This window comes from Enterococcus durans (assembly GCF_002277935.1).
GTDB classification, from domain to species: Bacteria; Bacillota; Bacilli; order Lactobacillales; family Enterococcaceae; genus Enterococcus_B; species Enterococcus_B durans.
On the sequence record NZ_CP022930.1, the window covers coordinates 2,116,861 to 2,128,941 of the forward strand.

13 protein-coding genes are annotated in these 12,081 nt (G+C 37.0%); 11 read left to right on the forward strand and 2 right to left on the reverse strand.

What is annotated here, in order from left to right; all coding sequences use genetic code 11:
- Positions 1–71: 71 nt before the first annotated feature.
- Positions 72–725 (reverse strand): PAQR family membrane homeostasis protein TrhA, encoded by a 654-nt coding sequence (gene trhA, locus CJZ72_RS10115; protein ID WP_005878539.1) that lies wholly within the window; start codon positions 723–725, stop codon positions 72–74.
- A gap of 127 nt (positions 726–852) precedes the next feature.
- Here trhA and CJZ72_RS10120 point away from each other — a divergent pair, with 127 nt between their 5' ends.
- The 7 genes from CJZ72_RS10120 (at position 853) to CJZ72_RS10150 (ending at position 6,463) form a co-directional block, all read left to right on the forward strand.
- On the forward strand, positions 853–1,695 hold the full coding sequence (locus CJZ72_RS10120; RefSeq protein ID WP_005878537.1) for a DegV family protein: 843 nt from the start codon (positions 853–855) through the stop codon (positions 1,693–1,695).
- 152 nt (positions 1,696–1,847) lie between these two features.
- Positions 1,848–2,738: an SGNH/GDSL hydrolase family protein gene (locus tag CJZ72_RS10125; RefSeq protein ID WP_081134402.1), complete on the forward strand. Its 891-nt coding sequence runs from the start codon at positions 1,848–1,850 to the stop codon at positions 2,736–2,738.
- A gap of 2 nt (positions 2,739–2,740) precedes the next feature.
- Entirely contained in the window at positions 2,741–3,439 is a 699-nt protein-coding gene (locus CJZ72_RS10130) for a YpmS family protein (protein ID WP_005878533.1), read from the forward strand.
- Positions 3,440–3,460: 21 nt separating this feature from the next.
- The gene (msrA, locus tag CJZ72_RS10135; RefSeq protein WP_081134401.1) at positions 3,461–3,979 is read left to right on the forward strand and encodes a peptide-methionine (S)-S-oxide reductase MsrA; all 519 of its coding nucleotides are present in this window, start codon (positions 3,461–3,463) and stop codon (positions 3,977–3,979) included.
- A complete protein-coding gene (locus CJZ72_RS10140) occupies positions 3,976–4,197 on the forward strand; it encodes a YozE family protein (RefSeq protein ID WP_005878529.1) in 222 nt (73 codons plus the stop codon). The genes msrA and CJZ72_RS10140 overlap by 4 nt, the downstream gene beginning before the upstream one ends.
- A 388-nt stretch (positions 4,198–4,585) precedes the next feature.
- The gene (lepB, locus tag CJZ72_RS10145) at positions 4,586–5,137 is read left to right on the forward strand and encodes a signal peptidase I (RefSeq protein WP_081134400.1); all 552 of its coding nucleotides are present in this window, start codon (positions 4,586–4,588) and stop codon (positions 5,135–5,137) included.
- Between the two features lie 300 nt (positions 5,138–5,437).
- Positions 5,438–6,463, forward strand: coding sequence for a lipoate--protein ligase (locus tag CJZ72_RS10150; protein WP_081134399.1), 1,026 nt, complete (start codon positions 5,438–5,440; stop codon positions 6,461–6,463).
- A gap of 152 nt (positions 6,464–6,615) precedes the next feature.
- Here CJZ72_RS10150 and CJZ72_RS10155 read toward each other — a convergent pair whose 3' ends face one another.
- Positions 6,616–7,017 (reverse strand): VOC family protein, encoded by a 402-nt coding sequence (locus tag CJZ72_RS10155; protein ID WP_081134398.1) that lies wholly within the window; start codon positions 7,015–7,017, stop codon positions 6,616–6,618.
- Positions 7,018–7,558: 541 nt separating this feature from the next.
- Here CJZ72_RS10155 and CJZ72_RS10160 point away from each other — a divergent pair.
- The 4 genes from CJZ72_RS10160 (at position 7,559) to dprA (ending at position 11,998) form a co-directional block, all read left to right on the forward strand.
- Positions 7,559–9,181, forward strand: coding sequence for an ATP-binding cassette domain-containing protein (locus CJZ72_RS10160; protein WP_081134397.1), 1,623 nt, complete (start codon positions 7,559–7,561; stop codon positions 9,179–9,181).
- Between the two features lie 282 nt (positions 9,182–9,463).
- Positions 9,464–10,324, forward strand: coding sequence for a ribosome biogenesis GTPase YlqF (gene ylqF / locus CJZ72_RS10165; RefSeq protein WP_095443806.1), 861 nt, complete (start codon positions 9,464–9,466; stop codon positions 10,322–10,324).
- Positions 10,317–11,084 (forward strand): ribonuclease HII, encoded by a 768-nt coding sequence (locus tag CJZ72_RS10170; protein ID WP_095443807.1) that lies wholly within the window; start codon positions 10,317–10,319, stop codon positions 11,082–11,084. The genes ylqF and CJZ72_RS10170 overlap by 8 nt, the downstream gene beginning before the upstream one ends.
- Positions 11,085–11,140: 56 nt before the next feature.
- A complete protein-coding gene (gene dprA, locus CJZ72_RS10175; protein WP_081134394.1) occupies positions 11,141–11,998 on the forward strand; it encodes a DNA-processing protein DprA in 858 nt (285 codons plus the stop codon).
- Positions 11,999–12,081 lie beyond the last annotated feature (83 nt).

Genomic DNA, 12,081 nt, shown 5'->3' on the forward strand with positions numbered 1-12,081 from the left:
AAGCATGAATATACGACCGAAACAGAAAGTGACTTTCACAGAGTTCACTACTTCTGTTTCGGTCTCTTTTTTTAGGTATAAAACAAGACTGAAAAGTAAATAAAACCAGCACCTAACATAACAAAGAGATGCCACACCACATGCATAAAACGAATGGAATGCAAACTATAAAAAAAGGCACCAATGGTATAGGAGAGACCGCCAGCAACTAGCAAAATCACCCCAGTTAGACTTAACGAGTGGTACAAAGGACCCGCTGCCACTACACAGAGCCATCCCATCAAAATATAAATAAGCGTGGAGATTTTTGAGACTCGCTGTTGTTTATGAAGGGTCAATGATTTATAAATGATCCCCAAAATCGCAAATAGCCAGATGGCCCCAAACAAAGTCCAACCTAGCCAGCCACGGATACTGATCAAACAAAAAGGAGTATAACTACCAGCAATCAACAGAAAAATCGTGCTGTGATCCAGTACTTGAAAGACTGTTTTTGCCTTCGTAAAAATCAGCGCATGAAACAAGGTAGAAGTCAAAAATAGCAAAATCATCATAGAGCCATAAATGGCATAGGAGACGACATGGACGGATGAATGGAGTCTAGCACCCTTCACTAAAAGAATCGCTAAACCAGCAATACTTAGCCCAGTTCCGATACCATGTGTGACAGCATTGAAGACTTCGTTTAAAATACGATAGGTACGATTGAATTTTGTGTTTTCCATGAAAACGGCTCCTTCCCGAATGTATTTAATGAAAAAACCAGACTTGTCTGTTATACTAAAAAGAGTAATTGCCTTTATTTTAGTTTACCACGAAGAAGGCATCTTGTTAAAGGAAGAGTGAGATAGAATGACAAACGTAAAAATCGTAACAGATTCTTCTTGTACAATCGAAAAAAGTGTGCGAGATAATTTAGATATCCACGTGATGCCGTTAGCGATAATGATCGACGGTGTGGTTTATCCTGATGATGATCAGTTAAGTGGAGAAAAGTTTATGGAAATGATGGCACAAGCAAAGTCATTGCCAAAAACGAGTCAGCCACCAATTGGGGAGTTTATTTCGATGTATGATTCTCTTGGAGAAGATGGCAGCGAAGTCATTTCGATCCATATGACAAAAGGATTAAGTGGAACTGTTGAAGCTGCTCGCCAAGCAAGTAATCTAACAAAAACAAAAGTAACGGTGATCGATAGCGACACCACCGACCAAGGGCTGTCTTTCCAAGTTATCCGAGCAGCTGAATTAGCAAAAGAAGGAAAATCGGCAGAAGAAATTCTAAAAGAAGTCCAAAAAGTACAAGAAAATACAACACTTTATATTGGAATATCTACTTTAGATAATTTGGTCAAGGGTGGCAGGATCAGTCGGACCACTGGGCTACTTTCTAGTGTCTTGAATATCCGCGTTGTCATGAATTTTACCCATGGTGAATTGATCCCAGTTGCAAAAGGCAGAGGCAAAAAGACATTTGATAAATGGTTCAACAATTTGAAAAAAGAACTAAAAGCTTTACCAAATGTTCGACAAATCGGTATCTCACATGCTGATGCCGCGGAACTCGCTCAAGAGTTTAAGGAAGGGCTGCAAGAATTATTCCCAGATATGAATATCCCCGTTTTGCACACAAATCCGGTTATTGCTACGCATACAGGTAAAAACGCCTTTGCGATCATGTATTACGTCGATTAGTTTAATTTGAGAGGATAAGACAGTGGCCGGTCCATTGTCTTATCCTTTTTCTTTTTCTTTTGGAAAAATTATTTATTTTTTTCGTAATTACTACTTTTTTAGTGGAAAGTTTGATAACATAAGAAACAATCGAATAATATGAGGTGAAAAGAATGAAATTTACAAAACGACAGGTATTGCTCGTTTTGTTCCCGCTACTGATTGCCGTTATCGTTTTTGCGGGATTATCGTTATCGGTCCCAAAAGCGGCGCCTTTGTTAAAACCAGCAGCAACTGCTAATAAGGCGACAGATCACAAGGAAAAGATCCATTATGTAGCAATCGGTGATTCCTTAACCGAAGGAATCGGCGATCAAACGAAACAAGGTGGTTTCGTTCCATTGGTTGCAAATGATTTGCAAGATCGATATGATTTGACAGCTGTTGAAATCGAAAACTATGGAGTAAATGGTGAACGAAGCGACCAGATCCTAAAAAGAGTGAAGAAAAAAGAAGCAATCCAAAAAAATATCGAATCTGCAGATTTTATTACATTGACAGTAGGTGGAAATGATTTGATGAAGGTCATCCAAAATGATCTTTTTGGAATCAGCATCAATTCGTTCAAGAAGCCAATGAAAAAATACCAAGAAAATGTAACAAAATTGATCGAAGAAATCAGATCTCTCAATGCACACGCACCGATATACGTGCTTGGTATCTATAATCCGTTCTATTTGAATTTCCCAGAAATAACGGATATGCAAACAATTGTGGACAACTGGAATGCTAGTACAGAAAAAGTTACTAAAGATTCTAAAGATTGCTATTTCATCCCAATCAATGATCTGCTCTACCAAGGATTGAATCAGGAAGTTGGAGTGGCTGAAGAAGGAACGACCCAATCTAGCACAGGTGAATCTTCTTCTGGCACAAAGAATAATGTGCTATATGAAGAGGATCATTTCCATCCCAATAATCTAGGCTATCAGTTAATGGCAAATGCTGTTCGTGATAAATTGATAGAAACGCAAGAACAATGGCTGCCAAAGGAGGATAAGTAGCGATGGAAAAACGCTCAAAAGATGTATCAACGGAATCAAAAAAGAAGAATTACTGGAAATTCGCTTTCTTGATCCTTTTAGGAATCGTACTCGGTTCGTCTATATTTTTAGGTACTCGGATTTTTGCTAATCGAGAGCCTGAGTTTGCCAAAGTACCGGAAATCACTGAACGACAAGGTGATCCAGTCTTAACGATCAATACGAATAAAGAAAAAGTCAATCAGATGATCAGCTTCTTTTTATCTGACTATCAAAAAGATCAAGATATCCAGTATAAATTTTATTTAGAAAATGAAGCAATGTTGAACGGTACGTTTGAAGTACTTGGTTTTCCAATCAATTTTTATCTTTATTTTGATCCTTATGTGATGGAAAATGGGAACGTCCAGTTAAAAGCTCGAAGCCTTTCAATCGGGACACTCAGCTTGCCGATCAAAGATGTCATGAATATGATCAAACGTAATTACAAATTACCTGATTGGATCGAAATCAACACGGACGAACTAACGATCATGCTTCGTTTAGATCAGTTCCGTATGCAAAATGGTATGTATATCAAAGCGAACAAAATCGATCTGGTCAATGATGACATTCGTTTTAGCTTATACCTTCCTAAAGATACGAAGCAAAAATCAACAAAAGAATCAACGAATGAAAAAACAACTGATAGTAAAAGTACAACACAGAGTAGCAAACAATAATGATTTTTAGGGGGAATTGAAATGGAACGAGCTATTTTCGCTGGTGGATGTTTTTGGTGTATGATCCAACCCTTTGATACATTACCGGGAATCCACACGATCATGTCAGGCTATACAGGAGGTCATGTCCAAAATCCAAGCTATGAACAAGTAAAGGCTAAGACAACAGGGCATACAGAGGCAGTAGAGATCATCTATGATCCGAAAAAGATCACGTATGAAGAATTGTTGGAAATCTATTGGCAACAAACGGACCCCACGGATGCATTCGGACAATTTGAAGACCGAGGAGAAAATTATCGACCTGTTATTTTCTATACTACAGAGGAGCAGCGTGTGATTGCTGAAAAAAGTAAGCAAAAATTAGCTGAAAGTGGACGATTTGATGAACCAATTGTTACCATGATCGAATCTGCGAAGCCTTTTTATTTAGCAGAGGATGAACACCAAGATTACTATAAAAGAAATCCTGAAAATTATGAACGAAACCATGCAAGAAGAGCAGCATTCATAAAAGATAACTGGGAGGAAAAAGAGTGAACCGAAGCTTTTACCATTATTTGATGACACTACGTGGAGGAAAACATACGGATATGATCTCCTCTTTTGCAACCGATGCTGGGAAGGATATTCAATTCCCAAAACACAGTACAAGCTACGAAGAAATTTCAGATTACTTAGAATTGAATGTTGATTACCTACCTTCAATGGATATTTTTGATGAAGTATGGGAAAAATATTTAGAAAATAGTCATTGAGCAGGTTGTCTGCGTAGATAATTGGATGAGCTCTTTGGGTCGCATGAACATCGCATTGGTTATTGTAACTGGACATCTTGCGGATGTTTTTGAATCATTTGTAAAAAGAGACGGGAACAAAAAAGTGTGCAACTTTCTAGCAAGAGATGCTTTTTGTTTCTGTCGTTTAAGCGTGTTTTGAGTGTGAGGCAAAAGCATTCCTTACTTTTGCCTAGCGCTCTTTTTTTGTAAAGATAGTGTTTTCAAATGAGGACGCATAAAAGTAAAAAAATGCGACTGATCACAATTTGTTAAAAATTTAAAAAAGCTACTCAGCTAGTCGCATTTTTTGGTTAGATTTTCTATAATGGAGAAAGAAGGAAAAAATTAAAGGATGGATTGATGGATATTGACAAAAAAACAACAATATATAGACCGTTTTTGGCTTGTATTTAAATATGTCCTCTGCTCCATTTTTATTGTATTCATCATCAGAGGATTTGTTCTGATTCCAGTTCCAGTTGAAGGAAATTCAATGGAGAACATACTGAAGCAAGGCGATATGGTAGTAATGGAAAAATTTTCAACAATTAAACGGTTCGACGTTGTTGTTTTTCAATTGGCAGATGGAACGATTTACATCAAACGAGTGATTGGCTTACCTGGTGAAACAATCAGCTACGAAAATGATCAGTTACGAGTAAATGGAAAAATAGTCAAAGAACCTTTTTTGACAAAAAATATCAAAACAGACCATGAAAGTTTACCGTATACGACAGATTTTACTTTAGAAGAATTGATCAATCAAAAAAAATTGCCAGAGAATAGCTATTTTGTTTTAGGAGATAATCGGCGGGTCTCAAAAGATAGTCGATCATTTGGTACGATTTCGCAAGAAGATATTTTAGGGAAAGCTCGGTTCGTTTATTATCCACTACACGAGATAAAATGGATTAGCTGAATCTGGCTATATGATGAGAAAAACGAATGAGCAAAAGTGTATAACTCCAATAAATAAGAAGAAAATAACGAAAATCACTTTTTAGATTTTTGTGACTTTTGACTTATTTATGAAGGAGTTATTTTTGTTTCCAATAGTTATTTTACGCTCTTTCTTTCAAGACTGTTATTCTAAACTAAAAATAAATTTTAGTACAGATATTTGAGGTGAATAATACAGTAATTAGTCAAAATAGTTGCCATTTTGAAGGAGAAAAGAGAAGATAGAACCAACAATTACATCAGATAAGAGGGGTTGCTCATGCGGTACCATATCATGGAAAGTCGAGATATCCGTAAAAATTTAGCCACTGAAGAATACTTAATGAATCATTATGCTGGCAACGAACCATTATTGCTGTTATACATTCAGGAACCATGTGTGATCATCGGCAGAAATCAAAATGTTTACGAGGAAATCAATCAAACTTACGTACAACAGAAAAAAATCACGATCACACGGCGAACTTCTGGCGGCGGAGCGGTGTATGATGATCTTGGGAATCTTAGTTTCAGCTTTGTCACAAAGAAAGATCAGACAGTATTTGGCGAATATAAAACTGTTACCTCACCTATTGTACAAGCGTTAAAAAACATGGGCGCAACAACTGTTGAAGCTAGTGGACGCAATGACCTGTATGTTGATGGTATGAAATTTTCAGGTAATGCAATGTATACGAAAAAGAATCGGTTATATTCCCATGGAACATTGATGTATGATGTGGATTTATCTGTATTAGATAAGATATTGACAGTCTCAAAAGAAAAGATAGAGTCCAAAGCAACGAAATCAGTACGGAAAAGCGTCACAAACATCAAGCCATACTTAAGTCCTGAATTCCAATATGTGCATATTGAAGATTTCCGTGATGCGCTTTTAAAAGAACTTTATCATGTCACTGATTTAGCTGAAATTGAAGATAAAAAATTAGTACTGACTTCTGCAGATAAGCAAAAAATCAGCGAATTAGTGAATGACCGCTACGGCAATGATGAGTGGATCTACGGTGAGACACCAGTGTTCACTTTGACTCGTCGTACACGCATTCCAGCAATAGGGATCATCGACATCCGTTTAGCAACAAAAAAAGGGAAAATCACAGATATCCGTTTTTTCGGCGATTTTTTTGGACAAAAGAATATCAGAGAGCTTGAAGAGGTTCTTAAAGGTCAGCCATTTCTATATGAATCGCTTAAAACTAAGCTGAATGAGGTCAATGTTTTAGAGTATATCACTCATTTTAGTACGGAAGGGTTACTTGATTTACTTTTCGGAGAGGACGTTTAGAATAGTTGCATTATCCTTTGACTGGTAAAAATCAAAAAATTAAATATATATTATTGAATAAAAATTAAAAAACTCTCAATATGCGAATGAACACAGTAAAAGATATTGTTACACTTTTTTTGCTCGTGTCGCTCGCTATGAGAGCTTTTTTGTTAAGGCATCTTCATCCAAACTGGTTCTAAAGTGTTTCCATCTAAGTCTTGGACTTCCAGGGAGAACATTTCTTCCTCTGGTATCCCCATATCGACTGCATGATAGTTACCGCCGTTTGCTTTTGCAATTTCTGCAAATTCTTTGACAGCATCTGCATTTTCTACACTAAACGAAATCAAGGCCCCACTAGATTTGTGATTGTCTGCAATTTCTTTATCTTTCAAGAACTTTTTATAAAAATCGTGAGAAAGTAGCATGATCCAAAAGGTATCATCCCAAACCATCGAACTCGCCTGTTCATTTGAAAATTCCTCGTTTTTTGTAAAACCTAATTTTTCATAGAAAGCGACAGAAGCATCCACATTCTCCACTGGAAAATTAACAAAAACCATACTATTCATTTTCAACAGCTCCTTTCTTTTACTCATCATCCGCCTTTTTGTAAACGTTGTCAAAAAATTTCAACTATTTGTTTAAGGAATATATACGAATTTACCTGAAAGTTTCTTGTTTTTCTGCTTTTGTATGTATTTTAAAAAATGTATATTAATTCTTAAATAGGATTATTTTTGTATGATAATTATCAATGTATATAAATCTTCAATGGTCTGTACTATAATTAAGAAGGAGGTGTGGTAAAAGTAAAGAAGCTTCCACCACAGCCTTAGTACTAGGATAGTATAGATACTAATATCAGAAAAATTTGACTTCTGCAGGAGGGATAAAAATGATTGTTCAACGTTTTTTATCATCTAAAATAAACGAATAGTGTTCAAACCGCTAGTTAATCGATTGATCGTATCAAAGAGTGTAAAGTGACAACTCGTTGTGACTACACACAGGCTAGTCTATCTCCTGATACATATTCCTTGAGGATGATCAAATCCATTGGTTACCTACTTAGGTCAACAGCACTATTAGTAGTGAAAAATGGAGGCCTTTATGAAAAACTATTTTTTGAATCACAAATATTTAACAATTGCTTATCTGCTTGCAGCCATCTTTGCTTCTTTTATGACAGTTTGTATTGCGTTCATTTATCAACTGTTATCCGATGCAGCCACCAAAGGAGAGATGGATCACTTCATCAAGATCGCGGTCATTGCCCTTATTTATTTCTTTGTTGAAGTGATTTCGGATTATTTATCCAGACTTACCTCAACTCGACTTGTCCAATCCATCATGGATTCGCTAAGAGATGACTTGATTGATCATTACATGGAAGATGACTTAAAAAAGAATATAGAAGAGCCCTCTTCAACTAGAGTGGCCCATGTTACCAATGACTTACAGATCGTTGAAATGAATTTTTTAAGACAACTGGTCTACTCAGTACAAGTTATTGCAGTATTTGTTTTTGCCCTGTTCTCATCATTCCTTGTCAATGGGTTATTAGCAAGTGTAATGATTTTATTGGCTTTTATCCCATTAGTTAGTCCAATATTGAGTAAACATGTCTTAAAAGGAAAACGTTCAAATTGGCAGAAAAAAAAGAATAGTTATTTAAAAAAATTTGAAGAGTTCTCAATGAACCTTCCGTTCATTAAAATGAGCAATGCAACAACTCGTTTTAAGAATCGATTGACAACTAGTAGCAATGAAACTAAGACTGCAGCAATCGACTTTGAATCCTCACAGGGCAAGACCTTCACGATCATCTATGGCTTAGGAAGTATTGTTTATTCAGGAACATGGATCGTGGGAGGGTTCTTTGTATTGACTAATCGAGCAACATTACCAGAACTAATTGCTATGACGACATTGATGGGAACGATTGCCGGTCCAATCCAAGCTTTTTCAACGTGTTATACTGAAATTACTTCAAGTAAACCAATCGCAGATCAACTCTTATCAATTATCAATGAGGACAAACAAGAAATCACGCGTGTCAATGAAATTTCGAATATTCAAAATATCAGCCTAGAACATGTTTCATTTGGCTATAAACAAAGCATCCTAACCGATATAAATTATGTGTTTAATCGGGGAAAAACGTATGCCATAAAAGGAAAAAGTGGTTCCGGGAAAAGTACGTTACTTGAGCTACTTATGGGGATCAGACAACCCGCAGTGGGTAAGATACGAATGAATGAAACTGAGATTAACACAATAAAAAGAAGTAGTTTATTTGATCAGATTGCGTATATCCCACAGAAAACTGCTATTTTTGAAGGTACATTTGTCGAAAATGTCACATTATTCCAAACGGCTGATGAAGTATTGTTAAAAGAATCATTAAGAAAGACAGGTTTGAATAAGTATATTTCTAACAATAATAATGAACCTCTTTACTTAAGTTCAGAAAATAAACTTAGTGGTGGAGAAGAGCGACGGTTGGACATTGCACGAGGAATTTATTCAGATGCAGATGTATTCATATTTGACGAGCCTACATCTGGTTTGGATCAAGAAAATGAAAATCTGATTTCAACCATTATAAATGAGATTACTGATAAAATTGTAATTGTAGTCACACACTCTGAAAATCATGCGTTTATTCACTCATTTGATACAGTATTACAACTAAAGAATAATCAGTTGTCAGAAATAAAAGATATCTCATAGTTGCTGAAAAAGAAAAAGTGAACTAGATTAACGTATAGATTAATGTATCCAATACACGCGGGATAATGGGAAACAAAATTATCAAGGAACTGCCAAAAACAGGGGTTAGTATTTAATATCGAAACAATTTATGATAAAATGTGAAAGATACTCAGCTATAAAATAACATATGATGAGAATGAGTTTTTTTAAATTGATGAAACTTATGAAGGCAATTTTAGCTAAAAGTATGGAAGATCAGGGTCAAAGAAACCTTGATACGAAAGGAGTTTATTTCACACTATGACTATCCAATGGTTCCCAGGTCACATGGCGAAAGCACGCCGTGAAGTATCTGAGAAAATGAAATATGTAGATATCGTTTTTGAATTGGTGGATGCGCGGTTACCTTTATCTTCAAGAAACCCGATGCTGGACCAGATCATCCAACAAAAACCACGATTAGTATTACTGAATAAGGCAGACTTGGCAGATCCCCAGCAGACTAGATTGTGGCAAGACTATTTTAAAAAGCAAGGTCATTCAGCACTTGCAATCACGGCACAAGAAAGTAAAGGAATCAAAGCACTGATTCCTGCGGCAAAAGAAGCCTTAAAAGAAAAACGGGAACGTGATGCAGCTAGAGGGATCAAGCCTCGTGCGATACGGGCAATGGTCCTAGGAATCCCCAATGTGGGTAAGTCAACATTGATGAATCGACTAGTTGGGAAAAAAATTGCACAGACAGGGAATAAACCCGGCGTAACAAAAGGTCAGCAATGGTTGCGTTTAGGCAGCGAACTCGAATTATTAGACACCCCAGGGATACTATGGCCTAAATTTGAAGATGAAGAAATCGGCAAAAAATTGGCATTGACTGGTGCAATCAAAGATCAACTTGTGCATTTAGATGATTTAGCGATCTATGGACTAGATTTTTTTGCGCGCTATTATCCAGGAAGAATAGCAGAACGCTATAACATATTGGAAGATCCAGAACAGAAATTAGGTTCTGAACTCCTGATGGATATTACCGCTAAACGGGGCTATAAGGATGACTATGAACGTGGGAGTGAAGTCGTCGTATTCGACATCCGTCAAGGAAAATTAGGACGCTACACATTAGACCGTTACGAAGAAGTGGTTCAAGAAGAACATGAGTGAGTCGATTCAAAGTATCAAAGAGCGCTTAAAAGCCATTCATTCGCTAACAGATCCAACTATTGAAGAATTTCGGCAGGACTCACGTAAAGGCGTAAAGCAAGCATTGGTTGCTTTTGAGAACCGCTTAAAAAAAGAAGCATTGATCAAAGAAAAATATCAAGAAATGTCGATTTTTGAAAAAAAGGGCTATGAAAGTGGTCATGAATGGATCGCAGGGATCGATGAAGTAGGTCGCGGACCATTAGCTGGACCAGTTGTGGCTGCAGCAGTCGTTTTACCTAAAAATGAAGAAATCCTTGGTTTAAATGACTCCAAACAATTGTCAGAGAAAAAACGAGAATTGCTTTATGCGCAAATCCAAGAAAAAGCGATTGCTATCGGGGTCGGGATAATTGATGAAAAGACGATTGACGAGGTCAATATTTACGAAGCAAGTAAACTTGCGATGATCCAAGCAGTTGAAAAACTAGCTGTAAAGCCTACGTATTTATTGATTGATGCGATGACGCTTGACTTACCGATCCAACAAGAAAAGCTCATCAAAGGGGATGCACGTTCTGTATCGATTGCTGCGGCAAGTATTATTGCCAAAGTTTATCGAGATGATCTGATGAAACAGTATGACAAGTTGTATCCTGGCTATGGTTTTGATCACAATGCAGGCTACGGCACGAAAGAGCATTTACTTGGTTTAGCAGAAAAAGGCGTGACACCGATCCATCGCAAAACATTTGCGCCTGTAAAAAACTATTTGCTTTAAAATAATTGATCGCCTCTTGCGCATGTTACTTATGAGAAAGAGAGGCGATCTTTGTTATGTATAAAATAGATTTATTTTTGGTAAAATTAGCATGCGTTAAAGGGTTGAGCATCCAAAGAAAATGGCAAGTGATTCAAGAGCTGCTGAAATCTGGGAAAAAAGAATTATCCCTAACAGAAATCATTGCTATTGCAAAAATCGGCGACTCCCGTCACCTATTTGAAGAGAGCTGGGCAGAGATTTGTGCAAAACAGGCAGATAGCTTGTCAAAACAATCAGTCGTGACATGCCTAGATAAAAAGTATCCATCGCAACTACTGCATCTTGCAGCGCCCCCTATTGCACTTTTTTACCAAGGTGATCTTTCGTTGTTGGAGAGAAAGATGATCAGTGTCGTTGGTGGAAGAAAAACGTCTGTTTTAGCAAAAAAAGTAGTGCACCATCTATTGGCTCCAGTCGTTGAAGCAGGAGTTGTGATCGTGAGTGGCTGTGCAAAAGGCATCGATACCTATGCACATCAAGCGGCAATCAATTACTCTGGCAAAACAATCGCTGTCATTGGCACAGGGATGAATAAAGTCTATCCTGAAGAAAATCGTGCATTACAAGCAGAGATAGGAAAAAATCATTTGCTACTCAGTGAATTCCTTCCTGATACAGGACCGAAGAAATATCATTTTCCGATGAGAAACCGGCTCATCGCAGCTTTATCAGAAGGAACCTGTGTGATTGAGACAAGAGAAAAGAGTGGTTCTCTGATCACTGTCCAGTACGCTTTGGAGTTGGGAAAACCCATTTTTTCTGTTCCAGGAAATATTTTGACAGAACATTCGAAAGGTTCCCATCAATTGATACAAGATGGCGCAGTTTGCGTGGTTTCTGGTCAAGATATAATGGTTGAATTAAAAGAATAACAACGAATTTATCATTGGCTTTTCTTGACAAACGTTTTCTGAATGGATATGATAAGCTACGATTTGTATGAATCCTATATATA

Bases quoted from the DNA above. Each gene is read 5' to 3' on its own strand.
- trhA (WP_005878539.1), bottom strand. From the start codon at position 725: ATGGAAAACACAAAATTCAATCGTACCTATCGTATTTTAAACGAAGTC.
- CJZ72_RS10120 (WP_005878537.1), top strand. From the start codon at position 853: ATGACAAACGTAAAAATCGTAACAGATTCTTCTTGTACAATCGAAAAA.
- CJZ72_RS10125 (WP_081134402.1), top strand. From the start codon at position 1,848: ATGAAATTTACAAAACGACAGGTATTGCTCGTTTTGTTCCCGCTACTG.
- CJZ72_RS10130 (WP_005878533.1), top strand. From the start codon at position 2,741: ATGGAAAAACGCTCAAAAGATGTATCAACGGAATCAAAAAAGAAGAAT.
- msrA (WP_081134401.1), top strand. From the start codon at position 3,461: ATGGAACGAGCTATTTTCGCTGGTGGATGTTTTTGGTGTATGATCCAA.
- CJZ72_RS10150 (WP_081134399.1), top strand. From the start codon at position 5,438: ATGCGGTACCATATCATGGAAAGTCGAGATATCCGTAAAAATTTAGCC.
- CJZ72_RS10155 (WP_081134398.1), bottom strand. From the start codon at position 7,017: ATGAATAGTATGGTTTTTGTTAATTTTCCAGTGGAGAATGTGGATGCT.
- CJZ72_RS10160 (WP_081134397.1), top strand. From the start codon at position 7,559: ATGAAAAACTATTTTTTGAATCACAAATATTTAACAATTGCTTATCTG.
- ylqF (WP_095443806.1), top strand. From the start codon at position 9,464: ATGACTATCCAATGGTTCCCAGGTCACATGGCGAAAGCACGCCGTGAA.
- CJZ72_RS10170 (WP_095443807.1), top strand. From the start codon at position 10,317: ATGAGTGAGTCGATTCAAAGTATCAAAGAGCGCTTAAAAGCCATTCAT.
- dprA (WP_081134394.1), top strand. From the start codon at position 11,141: ATGTATAAAATAGATTTATTTTTGGTAAAATTAGCATGCGTTAAAGGG.